The 23817-nt window shown below is 69.0% G+C and carries 18 protein-coding genes; 11 read left to right on the top strand and 7 right to left on the bottom strand.

All coding sequences use genetic code 11. The features are described from left to right. Positions 1-117: 117 nt before the first annotated feature. Positions 118-1749 carry a hypothetical protein gene (locus tag ABDW61_RS08210; RefSeq protein WP_343637948.1) on the top strand — a complete coding sequence of 544 codons (1632 nt, stop codon included), beginning with the start codon at positions 118-120 and terminating at the stop codon, positions 1747-1749. A 27-nt stretch (positions 1750-1776) separates the two neighbouring features. Here ABDW61_RS08210 and ABDW61_RS08205 read toward each other — a convergent pair whose 3' ends face one another. Then, positions 1777-2547, bottom strand: coding sequence for a heparan-alpha-glucosaminide N-acetyltransferase (locus tag ABDW61_RS08205; RefSeq protein ID WP_343637947.1), 771 nt, complete (start codon positions 2545-2547; stop codon positions 1777-1779). Positions 2548-2821: 274 nt separating this feature from the next. Between ABDW61_RS08205 and ABDW61_RS08200 the strand changes: the two genes are divergently transcribed. From ABDW61_RS08200 to garD, 6 genes are all read left to right on the top strand, one after another. Beyond that, positions 2822-4426 carry a hypothetical protein gene (locus ABDW61_RS08200; RefSeq protein WP_343637946.1) on the top strand — a complete coding sequence of 535 codons (1605 nt, stop codon included), beginning with the start codon at positions 2822-2824 and terminating at the stop codon, positions 4424-4426. 230 nt (positions 4427-4656) lie between these two features. Further along, positions 4657-5283 (top strand): hypothetical protein, encoded by a 627-nt coding sequence (locus ABDW61_RS08195; RefSeq protein ID WP_343637945.1) that lies wholly within the window; start codon positions 4657-4659, stop codon positions 5281-5283. Positions 5284-5420: 137 nt separating this feature from the next. Next, positions 5421-6335 carry a 5-dehydro-4-deoxyglucarate dehydratase gene (gene kdgD, locus ABDW61_RS08190; RefSeq protein WP_343637944.1) on the top strand — a complete coding sequence of 305 codons (915 nt, stop codon included), beginning with the start codon at positions 5421-5423 and terminating at the stop codon, positions 6333-6335. 20 nt (positions 6336-6355) lie between these two features. Then, positions 6356-7795 carry an aldehyde dehydrogenase family protein gene (locus ABDW61_RS08185; RefSeq protein WP_343637943.1) on the top strand — a complete coding sequence of 480 codons (1440 nt, stop codon included), beginning with the start codon at positions 6356-6358 and terminating at the stop codon, positions 7793-7795. An 85-nt stretch (positions 7796-7880) separates the two neighbouring features. Next, complete coding sequence (locus ABDW61_RS08180) at positions 7881-9236, top strand: MFS transporter (protein ID WP_343637942.1); 1356 nt, start codon at positions 7881-7883, stop codon at positions 9234-9236. A 50-nt stretch (positions 9237-9286) separates the two neighbouring features. Beyond that, positions 9287-10852, top strand: a complete 1566-nt coding sequence (garD, locus tag ABDW61_RS08175; RefSeq protein WP_343637941.1) for a galactarate dehydratase — start codon at positions 9287-9289, stop codon at positions 10850-10852. Between the two features lie 27 nt (positions 10853-10879). Here the strand turns inward: garD and ABDW61_RS08170 are convergent, their stop codons facing one another. Both ABDW61_RS08170 and ABDW61_RS08165 read right to left on the bottom strand, forming a co-directional pair. Then, the gene (locus ABDW61_RS08170; protein WP_343637940.1) at positions 10880-11467 is read right to left on the bottom strand and encodes a PAS domain-containing protein; all 588 of its coding nucleotides are present in this window, start codon (positions 11465-11467) and stop codon (positions 10880-10882) included. Positions 11468-11564: 97 nt separating this feature from the next. Next, positions 11565-12905, bottom strand: a complete 1341-nt coding sequence (locus tag ABDW61_RS08165; protein WP_343637939.1) for a class I SAM-dependent methyltransferase — start codon at positions 12903-12905, stop codon at positions 11565-11567. A gap of 295 nt (positions 12906-13200) precedes the next feature. On the opposite strand from ABDW61_RS08165, the gene acnA reads away from it, so the two are divergent. Continuing rightward, positions 13201-15936, top strand: coding sequence for an aconitate hydratase AcnA (gene acnA / locus ABDW61_RS08160; protein WP_343637938.1), 2736 nt, complete (start codon positions 13201-13203; stop codon positions 15934-15936). Positions 15937-16104: 168 nt separating this feature from the next. On the opposite strand, the gene ABDW61_RS08155 is transcribed toward acnA, so the two are convergent. The 4 genes from ABDW61_RS08155 to ABDW61_RS08140 form a co-directional block, all read right to left on the bottom strand. Then, the gene (locus tag ABDW61_RS08155; protein WP_343637937.1) at positions 16105-17058 is read right to left on the bottom strand and encodes a CsgG/HfaB family protein; all 954 of its coding nucleotides are present in this window, start codon (positions 17056-17058) and stop codon (positions 16105-16107) included. A gap of 104 nt (positions 17059-17162) precedes the next feature. Then, positions 17163-17549 carry a hypothetical protein gene (locus tag ABDW61_RS08150; RefSeq protein WP_343637936.1) on the bottom strand — a complete coding sequence of 129 codons (387 nt, stop codon included), beginning with the start codon at positions 17547-17549 and terminating at the stop codon, positions 17163-17165. Positions 17550-18013: 464 nt separating this feature from the next. Beyond that, positions 18014-18703 (bottom strand): riboflavin synthase subunit alpha, encoded by a 690-nt coding sequence (locus tag ABDW61_RS08145; RefSeq protein WP_343637935.1) that lies wholly within the window; start codon positions 18701-18703, stop codon positions 18014-18016. Positions 18704-18714: 11 nt separating this feature from the next. Continuing rightward, positions 18715-19080 carry an ArsC family reductase gene (locus ABDW61_RS08140; RefSeq protein WP_343637934.1) on the bottom strand — a complete coding sequence of 122 codons (366 nt, stop codon included), beginning with the start codon at positions 19078-19080 and terminating at the stop codon, positions 18715-18717. Positions 19081-19138: 58 nt separating this feature from the next. On the opposite strand from ABDW61_RS08140, the gene aat reads away from it, so the two are divergent. The 3 genes from aat to ABDW61_RS08125 all read left to right on the top strand — a co-directional run bounded on the left by aat (position 19139) and on the right by ABDW61_RS08125 (position 23810). Then, complete coding sequence (gene aat, locus ABDW61_RS08135) at positions 19139-19903, top strand: leucyl/phenylalanyl-tRNA--protein transferase (RefSeq protein ID WP_343637970.1); 765 nt, start codon at positions 19139-19141, stop codon at positions 19901-19903. A 12-nt stretch (positions 19904-19915) separates the two neighbouring features. Further along, positions 19916-20641, top strand: coding sequence for an arginyltransferase (locus ABDW61_RS08130; protein ID WP_343637933.1), 726 nt, complete (start codon positions 19916-19918; stop codon positions 20639-20641). Positions 20642-21209: 568 nt separating this feature from the next. After that, positions 21210-23810, top strand: a complete 2601-nt coding sequence (locus tag ABDW61_RS08125) for a glycosyl hydrolase family 18 protein (RefSeq protein WP_343637932.1) — start codon at positions 21210-21212, stop codon at positions 23808-23810. Positions 23811-23817: the final 7 nt, after the last annotated feature.

The raw sequence follows: 23817 nt of genomic DNA, 5'->3' as shown, positions 1-23817 counted from the left end.
GCCGCAGTCACCCTGCCCTCCATCGGTCAGTCGCGCCGGGCCACGCCATCAGGACGCCGCATTGAAGCTTCTCCTCGGCGCGCCGACGATCAACGCCCATCCCTGCTTCGCCGCACCATGCGCCCCTCGTTGTTCCTGATCCTGTCCCTGCTGCTGGCCGCCTGCGACGGCCCCAAGAGCCAGGGATCCCCGGAAGCGGCCGTCGAACCGCCCAGCTGCGAGCTCCTGCACGTCACGCCCGCCAATGCGCTGAAGGGGGCAGCCGTGAATCCGCGGATCTCCGCGATCTATCGATCGCCAGTCGCTGAACGCTGCGCCTCGCTCTCGCTCCACGACGCGACAGGCCGCCCCCTGCCCACCCGCACCGTGGCTGCCACGGAGCAGGCCCTGCCAGACGGCGGCGTGGCAGGGTCGATGACGATCGAACCGGCCAGCGGCCTCGAGCCGTCCGCGAGCTACGGCATCGTGCTCGCCGGCACGCCGGTCGCGACCTTCACGGCCGGCACCGAACGGCGCGGCCAGGTGCTGGCGGTCCAGGACGTGACGGTGAACGTTCCAGGCCTGCCCGCCGCCAGCCGCATCCCCAGGAAGGACATCAACCAACTGGCCGACATCCTCCTCAAGGGGCAGTTGAAGGCGCACGACATTCCCAGCGAGCTCGCGGCCATGCTCATGCCCTTGCTGCGTTTGGAACTGCCCCGCATCGCCGACCCCGGCGCGATCCATGATGCCCAGGTCCAGCGCGTGCTCTACCGCAGCACCGATGCCTCCGGCGCGCCGGTCACGCTCAGCGGCCTGCTGGTGCTGCCCGCCGCCGCCAAGGGCGGTGCCGCCGTGGACCTCAACGGTCTGCCACTCGTGCTCGGACAGCATCCGTCCACGGCCAGCACGGATCCCGCGCCCTCCTCAGGCGCGAACTTCATGCTGCTGCCGGGCCTCTGGGCCGCGGGCAAGGGCCACCTCTATGTCGCCCCCGACCTGATCGGCCTGGGCGAGTCGGCCACGCGGCCGCAGGCCTTCGTGATCGCCAAGGACGCCTCGGCGCACACCGAGGACATGCTGGCCGCGGTGCGCGAGCATCTCCAGCAGGTCCACGCCGCCCAGCCCGGCCCCGACCTGCGCGTGGTCGGACTGTCGCAGGGCGCGTTCTCGTCGATGGCCGCGCTGCCGGCGCTGTCGCGCCACGGCACCGTGCGCGCCGTCTACGGCGGCGCCGGGCCGTACAACATCCATCGCACCGTGGACAGCGCGCTGCGGGCCGCCGCCGGCGAGGCTCGCGACGACTACTCCGCGCATGCCGATCTGGCCCGCCTGCCCGAGTACCTGCGCCCGATGCTGGACGCGATGGCCGCCTACCAGGGCCTGCGCTACGACCCGGCGACCACCTTCGACGAGCGCGGCGCGCCGCTGCCCGGCTTCCTGGCCGATTACAGGAACGGCAAGCATCCGGCGCTGACCGCGCACCTCGCCGTGAACAGCCTGGCGGAGGGCTCGCAGCGCCATCATCTGCCGCTGGCGACGGTCAAGCTCTACCGCTACAGCGGCGACACACTGCTGGCCGCGCGCAACACCGACGACATGCTCGCCCGGCTGCAGCAACAGCGCCCGGATGTCCCGCACGCGGAACCCGGAGACTGCCGTGAGCACTCGCCCGTGGTGCGAGAAATCCTGAAGCACGCCCGCAGCGTCTCCACGACGCACCTGATCTGCTTCCCGTTCGTGCTGAACGATTTCCTCGGCGAACTGTGACGGGACATCGCCGCGGCAGGTCCGCGCCTAGAGCCAGCCCAGCTGCCGCGCCCCCATCAGCGCGCCGATCATCACCGGCTGATGGACCATGTAGTACGACAGTGACCAGCGTCCCATCGCCGACAAGGGCTTCAGCGCGGGCAGCAGCGGCCGCGTGAACCAGGCCCGCACCGCCGCGGCGCGCATCAGCGCGCAGCCCCACAGCATCGGGCCCAGCCAGGGCAGCACCGGCACGTAGTCCTCGGTCAGCGGCTTGTGCGTGACCAGGCCCACCCAGTTGGTGGTGCGGGTGTCGAAGAAGGGATGCGCGATCAGGAAAGGCAGCGCGATCGCCACCGCCCCCAGCGCCCACAGCGCGGCGGTGGGCAGCCGCGCGAAGCCGAAACGCACCAGGATCAGCATCAGCGCCATGCCGTGCAGCACGCCGAAGCTGATGAACGAACGCGGAAACATCCACCACGAGCCGATCGACACCAGCAGCGCGCAGCCCATGATCTGCCCCCACCGGCGCCAGAAGCGGTCGGCCGTCTGGCCCTGCGACAGGGCCACCGCCTGCCCCATGCCCGCGCACAGCAGGAACAGGCTGACGATCGCGCTGCGTTGCCAGGTCCAGAAGGGGTCGCGGTAGAAGTCCGCCAGGATGAGCTTGAAGTAGCTCAGGTCGAAGCAGAAGTGGAAGGCGGTCATCCAGACCATCGCCACGCCGCGCAACGCGTCGAGCCGGTCGAATCGCGGCGTCGCCGCCCGTGCGGGCGGCGCGTCCGCCGCGGCGTCGGTGCCAGGGACGGGGTCAGGCATTGAGGTCAGGAAACGGGCCGTCGAAGTCATCGGGGGAAGAGTCTACACAGAGCGGTACGCACGTCGATGACAGGCGTCCGGCATCCGATCTCCGGCAAGCCACATTCCCCACACAGGGGGAGTCCGCCCCCCCGATGAGTCACCTGGGCATGCCGCGGACGCCAGGTCTGCGCATTGAGCCGGTGTCACGGCGTCGAGACCATCTCCGGCTCCCACTCACCATCACTCTCCCATGCGATGACCTCCTCACTCCCTTCTGTCCAAGCTCCTGCCGGTGCTCGCGCTGCCGATCCTCCTGGCCGCCTGCGGTGGCAGCAAGGACAAGGGCGACCCGCCACCCGCGCCGACGGCCGCCTGCAAGGTGCTGCGCGTCACGCCCGAGGCCTCCGTCACCGCCGGCTTCATCGACCCGCTGATGACCGTCGTCTACTCGTCGGAAAAAGCTGGCGCCTGCGATGACATCGCGCTGGTCGACAAGGCCATGGCCAAGGTCCCCACGGCCGTCGTCACGGCCAATGAATGGACCAATCCCGACGGCGGCATCGTCGGCACCCGCACCCTCGAGCCCGTCCAGCCGCTTCGCCCCGGCACGCCCTATGCGCTGCACCTGAACGGCAAGACGGTGACGTTCTTCACGACGGGCACGGAGCGCCGCGGCAGTCTGGTCGCCGTCAGCGACCAGGCGCTGAAGCTGTCGCCGATACCGGAGTCGGCGCATGTCTCCAGAGCGGCGATCGACGGCGTCCTCGATGCCTTCGCCGAACGGCTCGCCAAGCACCGGCCATTCGAGGCAGCGCTGCTCAAGGCGATGCTGCGGCGCGAGCTGCCCCATTTGGCCCGGCCCGACGCGAAGCATGGCGCACACCTGAGCCGCATCACCTATCGCAGCGCGGACTCGCGCGGCAATCCGGTCACGCTGAGCGGCCTGGTCATCGCACCGGAACAGAACCTCGGCGGCACCCCGGTCGATTACAACGGCATGCCCGTGGTCGTCGGGCAGCGCGGCGCGATACGAGATCAGGCGGACGCGCCGTCGCTGGGCGCCAACGCGATCGCGGTCCCTGGCCTGATCGCCGCCGCGAAAGGTCACCTGTTCCTGGCGCCGGACCTGATCGGTCTGGGCGAGAGCGCCGCCCTGCCGCAGGCCTACCTGGTCGCGGCGGATACCGCCGCGCAGACGCAGGACATGCTGCGCGCCGTGCGCGAGCATTTCCTTCAGAAGCATCTCGCGAAACCCGGACCCGACCTGCGCATCATCGGCGCTTCGCAAGGCGGGTACTCGGCGATCGCGGCGCTGCCCCATCTCGCGCGGGAAGGCACGATCCGGATGATCTCCGTAGCCGAGGGCCCCTACGACATCTATCGCACCTTCAATGGCCCCCTCCTGACCGCCGGCGGCGCGGCCCCCGACGCCTACGCGCTGCATGAGGACATGAGCTTCCTGCCCAGCCACGTCCGCGATGTGATGAGCAGCTACAAGGCCTACGGAAATCTGCCCTTCGATCCTGCGCAGGTCTTCTCGCCGGATGGCCAGTTCCTGCCAGCCTTCCTGCTCTCGTACAAAAACCGGAACCAGCCCGACCTCGTGGCGCAGTTGGGCGCGAACACGCTCGCCGGCACGACTCAGGTCTACGACCTGCCGCAGGCGCAGGTGAAGCTCTACCACTTCAGCACGGACTCGCTGGTCCCCGCCCAGAACACCACAGACCTGCTGGCGTCGCTGAGCGGGGCGAAGCATCGCTTCGCGGGCCTGCAGCGCGGCGACTGCCGTGAGAGCTCGGAGCTCGTGAAGCTGGTGGTCAAGCTCAGCAAGAGCAGTCTCCGGACGCACACGATCTGCGTGCCGTTCCAGATCGACGACTTCGTCGCGGAGCTCTGACCGCAGCGGTCTCTCTCAGGCGCGCTGGTGGCGCAGGCGGAGGTCCATCCGGACCGGCTGATGGCGATCGCGTCGGCTTCTTCGGAAATCGCGTGGCCAAAGGGACGCCGCCGCCCCATGTCCCCGTGAACGGCTTCCAGGCCCGATGACGGCTTGTGTTCGGGGCGCCCGCGTCTAGAGTCGGTGGAGGTCCTCGACGCGTGGTTGTCGCGGGGACCAGGGAGAGTCCCATGAAGCGAGTGCTGAGCATCGCCGGCTGCGCGCTCACCGCGCTGGCCGCGCTGACGGCGACGCCGCCGGCGCAAGCCGCCTCGGCGGTCACCGGCGCCGTGAGCTACAACGCGGCGACCAAGCTGTACACCTACACCTACACGGTCGATTCGCGCGCGCTCTCGTCGCTCGGGTACGTGGAGTTCGCCGTCCGCGAGAACCTGAAGGGCAACTGGTCCTTCCCCTTGCCCGTCGCCACCGGCCAGCCCGACGACTTCAACTTCGTGATGCTGGTCGGGGACGCGGCGCCGCCGCTGTCGATCTCAGGCTCGTACTGGGGATGGACCAACAGGACCGTCAATGCCACGTACACCGGCGATCTGGTGTTCTGGTTCTCGACCCCGCGGGGCGTCAGCACCGACACGGCCAACAACTTCTATCTCTTCACCGGCGGCGGCACCAGCGGCCCGCCCGGTTACGAAGGCTTCGTCGACTTCGGGCACATCGTCGGCCCGTCCCTGGTCGACCTCCCGGCGCCCACCGTCGTTCCAGAGCCCGGCATGGCGTGGCTCTGGTCCGCAGGCGTGCTGCCGCTGCTGTGGGCGGCGGGAAGACCGCGCGCCCGACGGCGCCCGCCCGCCATCTAGGTACATACCCGCAGTTGTACGACTTCTTCTTGAACGCCGTGGCGGCGCTCGTTACGATGCGCCTCATGCTGGTACCGGTACCAATCCTGGTGCGATCGGAGTTGCCAGCGCTGTTGTAGCCACGGAGACACGCCCTCATGACCTCGCCGCAAGACCTCAAGGCCACCATTTCCCACGGCCTGCTGTCCTTCCCGCTGACCGACTTCGACGCCCAGCTGAACTTCGCGCCCAAGCCCTATGCCGAGCGCCTGGAATGGCTGATGCCCTACGGCGCGACCGCGCTGTTCGCGGCCGGCGGCACCGGCGAGTTCTTCTCCCTCGAGCCCAAGGAGTACAGCGACGTCATCCGCGTCGCCGTCCAGACCTGCCAGGGCAGGATGCCCATCATCGCGGGCGCCGGCGGTCCCACCCGCGTCGCCATCCAGTACGCGCAGGAAGCCGAGCGCCTGGGCGCGCAGGGCATCCTGCTGCTCCCGCACTACCTGACCGAGGCCTCGCAGGAGGGTCTGGTGGCGCACGTGCAGGCCGTGTGCCGCAGCGTCAAGTTCGGCGTGATCGTCTACAACCGCGGCGCCTGCCGCCTGACGCCCGAATCGCTGCTCAAGCTCGCCGACACCTGCCCCAACCTGATCGGCTTCAAGGACGGCATCGGCGACATCGAGTCCTTCGTCTCGATCCGCCAGCGGCTCGGTGACCGCTTCAGCTACCTGGGCGGCCTGCCCACCGCCGAGGTCTTCGCCGGCGCCTACCGCGCGATGGGCTGCCCGGTGTACTCGTCGGCCGTCTTCAACTTCATCCCCAAGACCGCGATCGACTTCTACAACGCGCACGCCGCCGGCGACACCGCGACCACCGACCGCCTCATCCAGGACTTCTTCCTCCCCTACATCGCGCTGCGCAACAAGGGCCAGGGCTACGCGGTCTCGATCGTGAAGGCCGGCGCCACGCTCGCCGGCCACACCGCCGGGCCGGTGCGGCCGCCGCTGTCGGACCTCAAGCCGGCCGAGTTCGACGAACTGGGCGCGCTGATGGCCAAGCTGGGCCCGCAGTGAGCGCGCGCGGAGCAGTGCCCATGTTCAAGAATCTCATCAATGGCGAGTGGGTCGAGGGCGCCCGCGCCTCGCGCAACATCAACCCGAGCGACACCGGCGACGTGGTCGGTGAGTACGCGCAGGCCGATGTCGCGCAGACCCGCGCCGCCATCGACGCGGCGCGTGCCGCCTTCAGCAAGTGGAGCCTGTCCACGCCGCAGCAGCGCTTCGACATCCTGGACGCCGCCGGCGCCGAGATCCTGGCCCGCAAGGCCGAGCTGGGCGACCTGCTGGCGCGCGAGGAAGGCAAGACCCTGCCCGAGGCGATCGGCGAGGTCGCCCGCGCCGGCAACATCTTCAAGTTCTTCGCGGGCGAGGCGCTGCGCGCCGGCGGTGACGTGATCGCCTCGGTGCGCCCGAACGTCGGCGTCGAGGTGACGCGCGAGCCCATCGGCGTCGTGGGCCTGATCACACCGTGGAACTTCCCCATCGCGATCCCCGCCTGGAAGATCGCGCCCGCGCTGGCCTTCGGCAACAGCGTCGTGCTCAAGCCCGCCGACCTGGTGCCGGGCTCGGCCTGGGCCCTGGCCGACATCCTCCAGCGCGCGGGCCTGCCCGACGGCGTGTTCAACCTCGTCATGGGCCGCGGCTCCGAGGTCGGCGCCGAGCTGCTCGAGAACCGCCAGGTCGACGCGATCAGCTTCACCGGCAGCGTCGCCACCGGCCAGCGCGTCGCCGCGGCCTGCGTCGCGCGCGGCGCCAAATTCCAGCTGGAGATGGGCGGCAAGAACCCGTTCGTCGTGCTCGACGACGCGGACCTGGACGTCGCCGTCGCGGCCGCGATCAACAGCGGCTTCTTCTCGACCGGACAGCGCTGCACGGCGTCCTCGCGCCTGATCGTGACGGCGGGCATCCATGACCGCTTCGTCGCCGCGATGGTCGACCGCATGAAGTCGCTGAAGGTCGATGACGCCCGCAAGGCCGGCACCGACATCGGCCCGGTGGTCGATGAACGCCAGCTCGCGCAGGACCTCGAGTACATCGCCATCGCCCAGGCGGAGGGCGCGACGCTGGCCGCCGGCGGCGAGGCGATCGCCGTCAGCAGCGCGGGCGCGCCGGGCTTCTACCTGACGCCCGCGCTGTTCACCGACACCGCGCCGGCGATGCGCATCAACCGCGAAGAGGTCTTCGGGCCGGTGGTGAGCGTGATCCGGGCCAGGGACTACGACGAGGCGCTGGCGCTGGCCAACGACACGCCGTTCGGCCTCGCGTCCGGCATCGCCACCACCTCGCTCAAGCATGCGACGCACTTCAAGCGCCACGCGCAGGCCGGCATGGTGATGGTCAATCTGCCCACCGCGGGCGTCGACTATCACGTGCCCTTCGGCGGCCGCAAGGCCTCCAGCCACGGCCCGCGCGAGCAGGGCCGCTACGCCGCCGAGTTCTACACCACCGTGAAGACCGCCTACACGCAAGCCTGAGCCCAGGCCTGCACCAGGCCTGCCTCCTCCTCCCCTGCCATGCAAGCCGGCGCAGACCGGCCCTCGAATGCGATCCGGAGACAACATGCAGTTATCCCTCTCCTCCCCGGCCGCGGGCGCGGTCGGCCGCGCGCGCTTCGGCGTGCTGGCGATGATCTTCATCGTCACCGTCCTGAACTACGCGGACCGCGCCACCGTGGGCGTCGCCGGTCCGGTGCTGTCCAAGGAACTGGGCATCGACGCCGTCCAGATGGGCTTCATCTTCTCGGCCTTCAGCTGGTCCTACGTGCTGGGCCAGCTGCCCGGCGGCTGGTTGCTGGACCGCTTCGGCGCCAGGCAGGTCTATGCCTGGAGCATCCTGCTGTGGTCGCTGTTCACGATGCTGCAGGGCACCGTGCATCACATGGGCATGGACTCGACGCTCCTCGGCCTGCCGCTGGCGGTGTCGGCGCTGTTCCTGATGCGCCTGCTGGTGGGCCTGGCGGAGTCGCCCTCCTTCCCCGCCAACAGCCGCATGGTCGCGGCCTGGTTCCCGGTGAAGGAACGCGGCACCGCGTCGGCGATCTTCAACTCGGCGCAGTACTTCGCCACCGTGCTGTTCGCGCCGATCATGGCGTGGATCGTCCATGCCATCGGCTGGTCCGAGGTCTTCTACTTCATGGGCGGCCTGGGCATCCTGATGAGCGTGGTCTGGATGCGCACGATGCACAACAGCCCGGCCGAGCATCCCGCCATCAGCGCCGCGGAGCGCGAGCACATCGAGGCTGGCGGCGCGCTGCTCTGCGGCGGCGCGTCGGCGAAGGCAGCGCCGGGCCCCAGGCTCGGCTATCTCAAGCAGCTGCTGGGCAACCGCATGCTGCTGGGCGTCTACATCGCGCAGTACTGCGTGAACGTGCTCACCTATTTCTTCCTGACCTGGTTCCCGATCTACCTGGTCAAGGAGCGCGGCATGTCGCTGCTGGGTGCCGGCTTCGTCGCGGCGCTGCCCGCGATCTGCGGCTTCGCCGGCGGGGTGCTGGGCGGCGTGATCTCCGACTGGCTACTGCGCCGCGGCCATTCGCTGACCTTCGCGCGCAAGCTGCCGATCGTGATCGGGATGCTGCTGTCGACCTCGATGATCGCGTGCAACTACGTGGGCATCGAGGCCGTCGTGGTCGGCATCATGGCGCTGGCGTTCTTCGGCAAGGGCCTGGGGGCGCTGGGCTGGGCCGTGGTGTCGGACACCTCGCCCAAGGAGATCGCCGGCCTGTCGGGCGCGCTCTTCAACACCTTCGGCAACGTCGCCGGCATCGTCACGCCCATCGTCATCGGCTATATCGTGCAGACGACGCATTCGTTCAACGGCGCGCTGGTGTTCGTCGGCGCCCATGCGCTGGTGGCGGTGCTGAGCTATCTGCTGATCGTCGGCGAGATCAAGCGCGTCGAGCTCAAGCCGGTCTGAGCCCGTGCCGTTCCCGTCCCTCCCAGGTTGACCCGTCCCAGGAAGTCTCCATGATCACCTCCCCGCTGACCATCCAGATGCACGAGGCCGACAACGTCGCCATCGTCGCCAACGACGGCGGACTGCCCGAGGGCTCGGTGCTGCCCTCCGGCCTGGTGCTGCGCGACCATGTGCCGCAAGGCCACAAGGTCGCGCTGACCGACCTGCCGGCCGATGCGGCCGTGCTGCGCTACCAGGTGCCCATCGGCTACGCGCTGCAGGACATCCCGGCCGGCAGCTGGGTGCACGAGCGGCTGCTGCGCATGCCGCCGGCGCGCGAGCTCGAAGGCCTGCCGATGGCCACGGTCCAGGCCCCGGCGCACGAGCCGCTCGAGGGCTACACCTTCCAGGGCTACCGCAACGCCGATGGCTCGGTGGGCACGCGCAACATCCTGGCGATCACGCAGACGGTGCAATGCGTGGCGGGGGTGGTCGAGTTCGCGGTCGAGCGCATCAAGCGCGAGTTGCTGCCGAAGTATCCGAACGTCGACGACGTCGTGGCGCTGGCGCACAGCTATGGCTGCGGCGTGGCGATCGACGCGCCGGATGCGGTGATCCCGATCCGCACGGTGCGCAACATCAGCCTCAATCCCAACTTCGGCGGCGAAGTGATGGTCGTCAGCCTGGGCTGCGAGAAGCTGCAGCCCGAGCGGCTGATGCCGCCCGGCGTGATCCCGATCGCGGATCGGCGCGCAGAGGCGGCGGACGAGGGGCTCGACGTCGTGTGCCTGCAGGATGCGAAGCACGTCGGCTTCATGTCGATGATCGATTCGGTGATGACGCAGGCGAGCGTCCACCTGGCGCGTTTGAACGCGCGCCGGCGCGAGACGGTGCCGGCGTCGGAGCTGGTGGTGGGCGTGCAGTGCGGCGGCAGCGATGCGTTCTCGGGCGTGACGGCGAATCCGGCGGTGGGCTTCTGCGCCGACCTGCTGGTGCGCGCGGGCGCGACGGTGATGTTCAGCGAGAACACCGAGGTGCGCGATGGCATCGCGCAGCTGACCTCCCGCGCGAGCACGCCGGAGGTGGCGCAGGCGATGGTGCGCGAGATGGCCTGGTACGACGAGTACCTCAAGCGCGGCAGCGTCGATCGCAGCGCCAACACGACCCCGGGCAACAAGAAGGGCGGGCTGTCCAACATCGTCGAGAAGGCGATGGGCTCGATCGTGAAGAGCGGCAGCTCGGCGATCTCGGGCGTGCTGTCGCCCGGGGACAAGCTGCGGCGCGATCAGCGCGGGCTGATCTATGCGGCGACGCCGGCGAGCGATTTCATCTGCGGCACGCTGCAGCTGGCGGCGGGGATGAACCTGCATGTGTTCACGACGGGGCGCGGCACGCCGTACGGGCTGGCGCAATGCCCGGTGATCAAGGTGGCGACGCGCAGCGACCTGGCGCGGCGCTGGCATGACCTGATGGACGTGAACGCGGGGCAGATCGCCGATGGGGAGAAGACGATCCAGGAGCTCGGATGGGAGATGTTCAGGCTGATGCTGGATGTCGCGTCCGGGAAGAAGACCTGGGCGGAACAGCACAAGCTCGCGAACGCGCTCGTGCTGTTCAATCCGGCGCCGGTGACCTAGCCGAGCGGCTTCCCCGGCCCGTGGCGGTCACGGCATGCTCATCGCCTGCCTGAACGACTGATCGAGGATTTCCGCGACGAGGTCGAGCAGTTGCGCCGCATCGTCGTCATACATCGGGTCATACGGCGCCGCATCCGTCGCCGGCACGCCCAGCAGCGCATGGAACGGCGTGCATCCCAAGGCCGCGGGCGACAGGTTCTCGCCGAGAAACCGGTCATCGAACGGCGTCACCGGCCGCTCCGTCAGATCCACCATGGTGCCGAGCATCCGCACCACGTCGCCCCGATGGTCCCGCTGCACCACCCTGCCCCGCGACAGCACCGTCCTGTACCCCGAGCCATTGCTCCGCAGCCGGAATCGATGCTCATAGCCCTCGGTGAACCCGTCGAAGTGCGCGCGCAGCGCCATCATCATCGGCTCCAGGTCCTCCGGATGCACCCGGCAGCGCCAGAACGCGGTGCTGTCAGGCTGCTCCGGATGCGGAAAGCCCAGGTGTTCCTTCCAGCGCGGCGAGTAGTGCACCAGTTCCAGCGGCGGCTTCAGGTCCCAGACGCCGAAGGCGCCTCGCTCGATCGCCGTCCGCCAGCACCGGACTTCGTCATGACGGATCCCCATGGCGGGGCATCTTGCGCGTGCGCCGGGGGACGGTCAACGCGGGTTCCCCGCAAAGGCGGAGACTGGTGCCGGCTCGCCACAGGCCGGCGGCGCTGGCCTAGCGCGGGTCGTACATGTAGCGGCGCGTCAGCGGCACCGGGGCCGGGCCGCCATCGCGCTTGCTCGCCAGGATCTGGTACAGACCCAGCTCGCCCGTCTCGAACTCCAGCGCGGAAGCCGCCATGTACAGGCGCCAGATGCGGTAATGCGCCTCGTCGACATACTGCAGCGCCTGCTCGTGGTTCTCCTCCAGGCGCGCCACCCACGCGCGCAGCGTGCGCGCGTAATGCATGCGCAAGCCCTCGACGTCGTGGATCTCGAATTTCTGCTGCTCCATCACGCGCAGCACATTGCTCGCCCGGTCCAGCTCCCCGTCCGGGAACACATACCGGTTGATGAATTTCGACGAGAGCGCCTGGCCCCAGCCGTCCTCCTCATGGGTGATGCCGTGATTCATGAAGAGGCCGCCCGGCTTGAGCAGCCGGTGCACGCTGGCGAAATAGGTCGGCAGGTTCTTCAAGCCGACGTGCTCGAACATCCCGACGCTCGAGACCTTGTCGAACTGGCCCGTCATGTCGCGGTAATCGCACAGCCGCACCTCCACCTGCCCCTGCAGACCCGCGGCGGCGATGCGCTCGCGGCCCAGCGCCAGTTGACGCTCCGAGAGCGTGATGCCGACCGCCTTCACGCCGTAATGACGCGCCGCGTGCATCACCAGCGCGCCCCAGCCGCAGCCCACGTCCAGCAGTTCCTCCCCCGGCTGCAGGCGCAGCTTGCGGCAGATGTGATCCAGCTTGGCCCACTGCGCTTGCGCCAGCGTGGTGCCTTCCGTCTCGTAATAGGCGCAGGAGTACACCATCGCCGGGTCCAGCCACAGCGCGTAGAAGTCGTTGGACAGGTCGTAATGGAAGGCGATCGCGGCCTTGTTCTCGGCCCGCGTGTGGCGGCGCACGCCGCCGGCGCGCAGCTCCGCGTCCGCCGCGCCGGGCGGCGGCGCCAGCAGCCGCACGGCCAGCCGCAGCCGGTCGCTCCAGGACAGGGTCAGCTCCGGCAGGTGATCCTTGAGCTGCAGCGCGGCGAAGAAGTCGCCCTCGACATCGATCTGCTGCGTGAAATAGGCCTCCGCGAAACGCAGCGGGTCGCGCCCCAGCAGCAGCCGGCGCAGCGCGGCCGGGTCGTTCAGCACCAGCGTGAAGTCGGGCGCGCGCTGTGCCTGCGCGCCCAGCCGGGCCTCCCAGCGCCCCAGCTTCAGCCCCATGCTGCCCGGGTAGGCCGAGAACAGCCGCTGCAGCAGCGTCAAGCCGGCCGGCGGCAGCGGCGGCGCGCCAGCCGCGCTGGCGATCGCCTCGGCCGCGCGCGCGGCGGTGGTCGACGTGGGCGGCATCAGTTCCTGATCCATGCGATTCCTCGTCCGCGAAACACGAAAGAAGCTTGGTCGGAAGCAGCCGGGGGGTCAGTTCTTGCGCGCCCCGGCCGCTGGCGGCCTGCAAGTCCTCGGGGCATTGTTAGCCAACGGCCCTCGCCCCGCCCCGATTGGGGGCATTGCTGCAATCCGCGTGCCCGCCCCTCTCGAGAGGGGGCGTTGCGCCCTCGCACACCCTCGCCCAAAGGGGTCATCACAACATCGGCCGTCGAGGCCACAATCAGCCCCCATCGACGGCCAGAACGCCAAGATCAAAGCCAAGGAGTGAGCCATGCCCGATGCATTCGCCAACACCATCGCCAGCTTCAAGACCGCATCCGGCAAGAGCGGCAAGTACTACTCGCTGCCCAAGCTGGCCGAGCGTTTCCCCAACGTGAAGCAGTTGCCGGTGTCGATCCGGCTGGTGCTGGAGTCGGTGCTGCGCAACTGCGACGGCAAGCGGGTGACCGCCGAGCACGTCGAGCAACTGGCCAACTGGCAGCCCAACGCGCCGCGCAACGAGGAGATCCCGTTCGTCGTCGCCCGCGTGGTGCTGCAGGACTTCACCGGCGTGCCGCTGCTGGCCGACCTGGCCGCGATGCGCAACGTCGCCCAGGCCCAGGGCAAGGACCCCAAGACGATCGAGCCGCTGGTGCCGGTCGACCTGGTCGTCGACCACTCGGTCATGATCGACCACTTCGGCACCCCCAAGGCGCTGGACCTGAACATGAAGCTGGAGTTCGAGCGCAACCGCGAGCGCTATGAATTCATGAAGTGGGGCATGCAGGCCTTCGACACCTTCGGCGTCGTCCCGCCCGGCTTCGGCATCGTCCACCAGGTCAACCTCGAATACCTGGCGCGCGGCGTGCACAAGACCGGCGGCCAGACCGGCAGCGGCGCGGGCCCCGTGTACTACCCCGACACGCTGGTGGGCACCGACAGCCACACGACGATGATCAACGGCATCGGCGTCGTGGGCTGGGGCGTCGGCGGCATCGAGGCCGAGGCCGGCATGCTGGGCCAGCCGGTCTACTTCCTGACGCCGGACGTGGTCGGCTTCGAGCTGACCGGCCGCCTGCGCGAGGGCGTCACCGCCACCGACCTGGTGCTCACCGTCACCGAGATCCTGCGCAAGGCCAAGGTGGTGGGCAAGTTCGTCGAGTTCTTCGGCGAGGGCACGGCCTCGCTGTCCGTGCCCGACCGCGCCACCATCGGCAACATGGCGCCCGAGTACGGCGCCACGATGGGCTTCTTCCCGGTGGACGAGCGCACCATCGACTACTTCAAGGGCACCGGCCGCACGCAGGACGAGATCGAGGCCTTCGAGGCCTACTTCCGCGCCCAGGGCCTGTTCGGCGTGCCGAGGACCGGCGACATCCGCTACAGCCAGGTCGTGTCGCTGGACCTGGGCAGCGTCGCCCCGTCGCTGGCCGGCCCCAAGCGCCCGCAGGACCGCATCGTCATCACCGACCTGGCCAAGACCTTCGCCTCGCTGTTCACCAAGCCGGTGGCCGAGAACGGCTTCAATCAGCCGGTGGACAAGCTGCCCAAGGCCTTCGCGCTCGGCGGCAAGCAGAAGGGCCTGGAGATCTTCAACGGCGACGTGCTGATCGCGGCGATCACCTCCTGCACCAACACTTCCAACCCGAGCGTGCTGCTGGCCGCCGGCCTGCTGGCCAAGAAGGCGGTCGAGGCCGGCCTGAAGGTCCAGCCCCACATCAAGACCTCGCTGGCCCCGGGCTCGCGCATCGTCACCGAGTATCTGGAGAAGGCCGGCCTGCTCCCCTATCTGGAGAAGCTGGGCTTCGCCGTCGCCGCCTACGGCTGCACCACCTGCATCGGCAACGCCGGCGACCTGACGCCCGAGATCAACGAGGCCATCACCAGCAACGACCTGGTCTGCGCCGCGGTGCTGTCGGGCAATCGGAATTTCGAGGCCCGCATCCACCCCAACATCAAGGCCAACTTCCTCGCCAGCCCTCCGCTGGTGGTGGCCTACGCGATCGCCGGCAACGTGACGCGCGACCTGATGACCGAGCCGGTCGGCCTGGGCACCGGCGGCAAGGAGGTCTACCTGGGCGACATCTGGCCGACCAGCGACGAGATCCACGCGCTGCTGAAGCTGGCGCTCAATCCGGACGCCTTCCGCGCCAACTACGGCAAGGTCAAGTCGGAGCCCGGCAAGCTGTGGGAGAAGATCAAGGGCGGCACCGGCCAAGTCTACAGCTGGCCCAAGAGCACCTACATCGCGCAACCTCCATTCTTCGACGGCTTCACGCAGATTCCCGAGGCCCAGGAAGCCGGCGTCAAGGGCGCGCGGATCATGGCGCTGTTCGGCGACTCGATCACCACCGACCACATCTCGCCGGCCGGCTCGATCAAGGAGGCCTCTCCCGCCGGCGCCTATCTGAAGGAGCAAGGCGTGCTCAAGGCCGACTTCAACAGCTACGGCTCGCGCCGCGGCAACCATGAAGTCATGATGCGCGGCACCTTCGCCAACGTGCGGATCAAGAATCTGATGATCCCCGCCAAGCCCGACGGCTCGCGCGAGGAAGGCGGCCTGACGCTGTTCCAGCCCGGCGGCCAGAAGGAGTTCATCTACGACGCCGCGATGCGCTACATCGCTGCGGGCGTGCCGACGGTGATCTTTGCCGGCGAGGAGTACGGCACCGGCTCCAGCCGCGACTGGGCGGCCAAGGGCACGCAGTTGCTGGGCATCCAGGCGGTCGTGGCCAAGAGCTTCGAGCGCATCCACCGCTCCAACCTGGTCGGCATGGGCGTGCTGCCGCTGCAGTTCCGTCCGGGCGACTCCTGGGAGTCGCTGGGCCTGAAGGGCGACGAGGTGATCGACATCGAGCTCGGCGACGAGATCAAGCCGCAGTCCGCCGCGACGCTGGTCATCCATGCGGCCGACGGCGCCGAGCGCCGCGTGCCGCTGATCCTGCGCATCGACACGCCGATCGAGGTCGAGTACTACCGCCACGGCGGCATCCTGCCCTACGTGCTGCGGCAGCTGATCGCGGCCTGAGGCCCCGAGGACCCGAGGACTTGCAGCGCCTTCGGGCGCCTCTCAAGGTCAAAGCAAGTTCAAAGCAAGTTCAAAGGGCGCTGGCTTTCGCCAGCGCCCTTTCTTCGTTCCGCTGCAAGCGGTGAGCGTGATGACCGCCGATGCGGCGGTCACGCAGTCAGGCCTGTCTCACTTCGTGCCGGTGCCCGTCGCGCTGTTGCTCTTCTTGGGCGCCGACTTGGCGGCCGGCTTCGGCGCCGCCTTCGGCGTGCCGGCCGGCGCGGCCTGATCCAGTTCCTTGGACGCGGCGGTCGAGCCGCCCTGCACGCCCAGACGGCCGCCAGTGCCCAGGCCGCCCTTGACCTGCTGCGCCTTGTAGTTGCGCAGCGCCTTGACCATCTGGTTGTACGAGTCCGCGAAGGCGGTCACGATCACCTTGCCCGCCGGCGTCTTGCCGTAGGCGCCGCCCGCCACCGCGGTGTTGCTGAAGAAGCTGGCGCCGCCGATGCCGAAGTCGAAGTTCTTGGCCGTGCCTTCGGCCGCCGAGATCTGCACGCCCGAGCGGTTGTCCACCAGCAGCAGCGTCGTCGACGCTTCGTTCTGGCTCATGTTGGCCGCCACGGCGGTCAGCAGGCCGATCGCGCCGGTGCCGATGCCGCCGCCACCGCCGCCGGTCTTGCCGGCGAACTGGATCTCGGGGCTCATCGTGTAGTCGGCGGCGACCATCTGGCCCTGGCCGAAGTTGCTGCCGGCGCGCACTTCACCGGACTGCATCAGCGCGCGCTCGCGCTCCATGTTGGCGAAGGCCTTGCCGCGTTCGACGATCACGAAGCAGTTGGACTGCTGGACCATCAGACGCAGCACCGGCACCGTCGAGCCCAGTTGGCGGTCGCGCAGCTGCGACCACCACGGCGCGTTCGTGTCCTCGAAGATCGTCAGCGTGCCCAGGGTCTCGTCGCAATGCTCGAGCTGGCTGTTCTTGTTCTCGGCCGTCGCGCCGCCGGCGGCGCCGGACACCGTGCCCTTGTTGTCGCCCATCGTGGGCGCGGTGGCCATGCAACCGGCCAGCAGCAGCGGCGACAGCAACAGGGCGGACTTCAGCGCGAAGCCGGAAACAGGGGTGAAGCGGGGGGTGGCAAGCATGGGATCCTCCATTTTTTCTAGCGACATCTCAGGACTGCGAACAGGTCGGCGGCCACGGACGCGGCCCGCAAGGGACCGGCCGGCCGGGACTCGGGGAACAGGGGTCAATCAAGGGGCGTCGCCGACGCGACGCCGTAATAGCCGCCGACCGGCTGGCCGTGCGGGTTGCCGATCCAGATGCTGGTGCCGAACACATCGCTGCAGCCGCCCCAGGCGATCTCCAGCGCGCGCGGCTCCTCGTTGCGGGTCTGTGCGTAGACGGACACGGCGCTATCCGACGGGCCGATCGTGTAGCAGACACGGGCCCACACCGGGCGCGGCGCCGACGAGACCACCGCGGCCGAGCCTTCGGTGTCGCCATCGGAGGCCTTGGCCATCCATTTGGTGCCCCGGGTCGGACCCGGGTTGTAGCTGAACACATAGGGCACCTGCGCGATCGCGGCGATCGACGCGGCAATCAATCCGGCAGCCATCAGGCCTTTGGCCAACATTCGTCTTCTCCCCCTGTTGTCTCGAAAGCTTGTCTCGAAACCAAACGATTTCAACGAAACGTCGCGGATTGTTAGGGCCTCGACACGAAAAAGCGAGGCCCCCATCGTGGTGGATTCCACGTCCCCCTAGATGGCGGGATGGCGAAACGGCGTTGGACCGGGATGTACGCTCCGCCACTCGCACGCAAGGGCGGACAGGCGAACGCTCGCGCAAGTCCTGGCCCCGTCATCGCCAGGGCTGGCGCGGCCTGGCGGCGGGTGGCATGCGGCGCGCCGTCAGAGGGCAAGCCCTGGCACCAGGGGCTGGAAAGCCGCTTCGCGGCGATGCTGGAAGGGGGCGGAAGGGCCCGGATCGGGCCTCGGCGACGGGCGAGGAGCGCCAGCCTGGTGACTTAGGTCACCCAGTGTTGTAGGGATGGGAAATGCCGGGGAACCCGCTATGCGGGTTGTCCCCCGGTGGCCGCTCAGTCCAGGCCCAGGTCCAGGCCGCGCTCCCGCGCGAAGGCCTTCAAGGCGGGCATCAGCGCGCCGATCTTCTCGGCCACCGCGTCGCGGACGGTGTCCACCATCACCTGCGTCTGGCGCTCGATCTCGATGTGCAGCGGCGCGCCCTCGCCCTTGTCGGCGAAGGTCGTCATCCGCAGCGTCTCCGGGATCAGCCAGACCTCGAACCAGCCCGAGCCGTCAGGATGGCGGCCCGCCTCGGCCACGGTCAGGCTGGCGCCGTTCACCGCGATGTAGCCCTTGGCGAAGATGTAGCGCATCCACGGCGCCGGCACCGCGATGCGGATCACGTGGTTGTTGGCGGGACGGCGGATGGACTCGACCGTCGCCATGAAGTCGACGTGGCCCGACAGCGGATGGCCGCCGATCTCCGCCCCGTCCTTGGCCGCGCGCTCGACGTTGAGGCGGCCGCCGCGCTCGAGCCGGCCCAGCGTGGTCAGGTTCAGGCTCTGCTGCATCACGTCGAAGTCCGCCTGCGTGTCCCCCTTCAGCGCGGTGACGGTCAGGCAGACGCCGTCGCAGGCGACGCTCGCGCCGATCTCCAGGTCCTGGCAGAAGCCGGGCGGGAAGCTCAGCGTGAAGCTGCGCAGCCCTTCCTTGTCGGTGATCTCCGCGACCTGCGCGATCCCTTGGACGATGCCGGTGAACATGCGGAACTCCTTCAGCGCGCGGCGGCGCGGGCCGCATGCGCGGCGAACAGCTCGGGCGAGAAGCCCAGGCTCAGGCGGCCGTCAGCCCATTCGACGATCGGGCGCTTGATGACGCTGGGCTGCGCCACCATCAGCGCGGCGGCGCCGGCCGCGTCCGAGGCGCCGGCCTTGGCCGCCTCGTCCAGCTTGCGCCAGGTGGTGCCGGCGCGGTTCAGCACCTTGTCCCAGCCGAGTTCCCCCATCCACCGCGGCAGCTTCGCCGCGGGCACGCCCTGCTTCTTGTAGTCGTGGAACTGGTACGCGAGGCCCTGCTCGTCCAGCCAGGCGCGGGCGCGCTTGACGGTGTCGCAATTGGGAATGCCGTAGAGGGTGATCATGGGAACGCGGGGCTTCGAGGGGGCGGATGAAAGAAGCCGGCACGCTACCATGAAGCGGATGATCCCCTGGCTCGACGATGACTCTCTGGACTTCCCGCCGACGCGCCGCGCCCTCGGCCCGCGCAGCGACGCGCCGGGGCTGCTCGCCGCCGGCGGCGACCTGCGCCCCGCCCGGCTGAGGGCGGCCTACGCCCGGGGGATCTTCCCCTGGTATGGGGAGGGCCAGCCCATCCTCTGGTGGACCACCGATCCGCGCATGGTGCTGAAGACGGCGGACTTCAAGCTGTCGCGCTCGCTGCGCAAGACGATCGCGCGCTTCATCCGCACGCCCGGCTGCGAGATCCGCGTCGACAGCGCCACCGAGACGGTGCTGCGCGCCTGCGCGAGCACGCCGCGCGACGGGCAGGACGGCACCTGGATCGTCCCGGAGATGCAGCAGGCCTACCTGCGCCTGGCCGAGGAAGGCACGGTGCATTCGGTCGAGACCTGGATGGACGGCGAACTCGCCGGCGGGCTGTATGGCGTCAACCTGGGCCGGATGTTCTTCGGCGAGTCGATGTTCATGCGCAGGACCGACGCCTCCAAGATCGCGCTGGCCGCGCTGATCTGCCTGTGCCGCGAGTTCGGCATCCCCTGGATCGACTGCCAGCAGCAGACCGCGCACCTGGCCTCGCTGGGCGCGGCACCCGTCACGCGCGAGGCCTTCGAGTCCCATCTCTCGGCGTATGCGGGCCTGCAGGCGCCCGGGGATTGGACCTATCATCCGCGCCTGTGGGCCCGTCTGGGCCTGCACGAAACCCCCGACGACCGCCTGCCTCCGTGACGCTGTAACGCCGTGACGCATCCCAAGGAACTTCCGCTGGCCGAGCTGCAGTTCTATGCGACCGCGCCCTATCCCTGCAGCTACCTGAGCGACCGGCAGGCCCGCTCGCAGGTCGCCACGCCCAGCCACCTGATCCACGCCGACGCCTACACCAGCCTGGTGGCCGCCGGCTTTCGCCGCAGCGGCATGTTCACGTACCGGCCCTACTGCGATGGCTGCAAGGCCTGCGTGCCGATGCGCATCCCGGTGGCGGAGTTCCACCCCAACCGCAGCCAGCGCCGCGCCTGGACCCAGCATCAATCGCTGCAGGCGCGCGTCATGCGCCTGGGCTACAGCGACGAGCACTACCAGCTCTATCTGCGCTATCAGGCCGGCCGTCACAGCGGCGGCGGCATGGACCACGACAGCGTCGACCAGTACACCCAGTTCCTGCTGCAGAGCCGGGTGAACTCGCGGCTGGTCGAGTTCCGCACGCCCGACGGCGCGCTGAAGATGGTGTCCATCCTGGACATCCTCGGCGACGGGCTGTCGGCGGTCTACACCTTCTACGAGCCCGAGGCCAACGTCAGCTACGGCACCTACAACGTGCTGTGGCAGTTGCGCCAGACCCGCGACCTGGGCCTGCCGCACCTGTACCTGGGCTACTGGATCGCACAGAGCGACAAGATGGCCTACAAGGCCCGCTTCCTGCCGCACGAGCTGCTCCGGGAGGGGCAGTGGCAGCGCGTCGAGCGCTGAAGCGCCGCGCCCGCCAGGGCAATAACTGGTCCCACATTGGTTTTTCCTAAACCCGGCTGCGGGAGCGCTCTCTTTTCGCTCTTCTGACGGAAATTGACGTCCTTACACCGCATTGACGACATCATTACGACACGTTACCCCTCATCCGAGGGTTAACCTGAATGATGAGTGTGCGAGTGGTATCTACATTGCATACCACTATGAGATCAGCAGCGGTACCGATCTCGTGGACGCCGCGGACTTGCATCGCCGCGGACCGCCTGTCGACAGCGAGGAGTGACTCCATGCCTGCACGCGCTTTTGCCCGCACCGCTGACCGCGCCGCCGAGCGCCTGAACGCGCCCGCCGCGCCTCTCCCCTCCTCCGCTGCCCCCGAGTGGCCGGCCTGAGCGCCGGCCCTGGCGGCCGGGTCCGACCGGCCGCCCGGTTCGCCGGCTGACCCGCCGGCGCTTTTTCTTCCCGAGCACGACCGTCTCCGCCGCGCTGCGTCCGCAGCCGCACGGCGCGGCCGCGCTCATCCCGCAGTGACCGATCGACCACCAAGACAACACCTGCTCAGGAGACAACGATGAGACTTCGCCCCCTGCCCCACCCGGCGCTGCCATGGCTGCTGCCGGCGATGCTGGCCCTGGCCGGCAACTCCGCCTCGGCCTACGACTGCAGCAGCGTCGCCGAATGGAGCGCCGCGACGGCCTACAACGGCAACGCGATCGTCAAGCAGAACAGCAATGCCTACCAGGCCAAGTGGTGGACGCAGAACAATGCGCCGGCCACGAACTCCGGTCAGTGGGACGTGTGGAAGCCGCTGGGCGCCTGTGACGGCGGCGGAGGCGGCACGAACAAGCCGCCGACGGTGACGCTGAGCTCGCCCGGCGCGGGCAGCTCACCGGCGGCGGGTGACGTGGTCACGCTGTCGGCCACCGCGGCGGACAGCGATGGCTCGGTCGCCAAGGTCGGCTTCTACGTCAACGGCGCGCTGGTGGCCGAGGACACCAGCGCGCCCTTCAGCGTGAGCTGGACCGCGCGCGCCGGCGTGGCCGACATCACCGCCCGCGCCACCGACGACAAGGGCGCGACCACCGAGAGCAGCGCCGTGCGCATCACCGTGCAGGGCCAGGTCACCGGCGACGAGCGCTGCCGCCCCGAGGGCCTGGTGACCACCGCCGGCACCGCGCCCGCCTACTGCAAGGTCTACGACGACCAGGGCCGCGAGAAGATGGGCGCCGACAAGCCGCGCCGCATCATCGGCTACTTCACCAGTTGGCGCACCGGCAAGACCGGCCAGCCCGCCTTCCTCGCGCATCAGATCCCCTGGGCGCAGGTCACGCACATCAACTACGCGTTCGCGCATGTGGATGCGGCCAACAGGATCTCCGTCGGCAATACCGCTGACGCCGCCAACCCCGCCACCGGCCTGACCTGGCCCGGCACCGCGGGCGCGGAGATGGACCCGGCCTATGCCTACAAGGGCCACTTCAACCTGCTCAACAAGTTCAAGAAGCAGTACCCGGCCGTCAAGACGCTGATCTCGGTCGGCGGCTGGGCCGAGACCACCGGCTTCTACACGATGACGACCAATGCCGACGGCTCGGCCAACACCGCCGGCATCAACACCTTCGCGGATTCGGCGGTGGCCTTCCTGCGGCAGTACGGCTTCGATGGCGTGGACATCGACTACGAGTACCCCACCAGCATGAAGGACGCCGGCAACCCGGTGGACTTCGCGATCAGCAACGCGCGCCGCGCGGCGCTGATGAAGAACTACGTGGTGTTGATGCGCACGCTGCGCGCGAAGCTGGACGCGGCCAGCCAGACCGACCAGCGCCATTACCTGCTCACGATCGCGGCGCCCTCCTCCGGCTACCTGCTGCGCGGGATGGAGGCCTTCCAGGTGACCCAGTACCTGGACTACGTGAACATCATGAGCTACGACCTGCACGGCGCCTGGAACCAGTTCGTCGGCCCGAACGCGGCGCTGTACGACGACGGCAAGGACGCGGAGCTGTCGGCCTGGAACTACTACTCGAGCAGCCAGTACGGCCGCATCGGCTACCTCAACACCGACTGGGCCTACCACTACTTCCGCGGCGCGATGCCGGCGGGCCGCATCAACATCGGCGTGCCCTACTACACCCGCGGCTGGCAAGGGGTCAGCGGTGGCACGAACGGCCTGGGCGGCCAGGCCGCGCTGCCCGACCAGAGCAAGTGCCCGGCCGGCACTGGCGGCGGCACCGTGCAGAAGTGCGGCAACGGCGCGATCGGCATCGACAACCTCTGGCATGACCTGGACGTCGCCAGCAAGGAGGTCCCCGCCGGCTCCAACCCGCTGTGGCACACGATGAACCTGGCCTCGGGCCGCGCGGGCAGCTACCTGGCCGCCTACGGCCTGGATCCGGCCGGCAACCCGGCCGACCGCCTGACCGGCAGCTATGTCCGCCACTACGACGCGACGCTGGTGGCGCCGTGGCTGTGGAACGCGCAGAAGCAGGTGTTCCTGAGCATCGAGGACGAGCAGTCGCTGGGCGTCAAGGCGCAGTACGTCGCGGACCGCGGCATCGGCGGCGTGATGTTCTGGGAATTCGCTGGCGACTACGCGTTCAACACCGCCCGCAACGAGTACTTCATCGGCAACACGCTGACGAGCCTGCTCTACGACAAGCTCAAGACCGCGAGCGCCTACGGCAACCGCCTGACCCCGGCCAGCCTGCCCGCCCAGACGCTGGACATCGGCTTCGCGCTCAGCGGCTTCGCGCTGGGCGACAGCAACTACCCCATCACGCCCAAGCTCACGCTGACCAACAACAGCACGACGACGCTGCCCGGCGGCACCGAGTTCCAGTTCGACGTCCCCACCGCCATCCCGGCGACGGTCACGGACCAGAGCGGCTTCGGACTGACGGTGATCAGCAACGGCTCCAACGCGGCGGGCAACAACGTCGGCGGTCTGAAGAACGACTTCCACCGCGCCAGCTTCAAGCTGCCTGGCTGGCAAAGCCTGCCCCCCGGCGCCAGCGTCACCGTGACGATCAACTACTACCTGCCCATGCCCATGCCCAGCAACTGGACCGTGACGTTCGGCGGCCGCAGCTATGCGCTGGCGCAGGAGGCGCGCCGCGGCGCGGTGCCGGCCGCCACGGCCGCGAAGACCGCGGCCACGGCGCGCCCGTGATTTCCAG

Source organism: Roseateles sp. (assembly GCF_039595595.1).
In the GTDB taxonomy this organism is placed as follows: Bacteria; Pseudomonadota; Gammaproteobacteria; order Burkholderiales; family Burkholderiaceae_C; genus Roseateles.
Note: the sequence above shows the minus strand (reverse complement) of the source record. Positions and strands in the feature narration are given on the sequence as shown.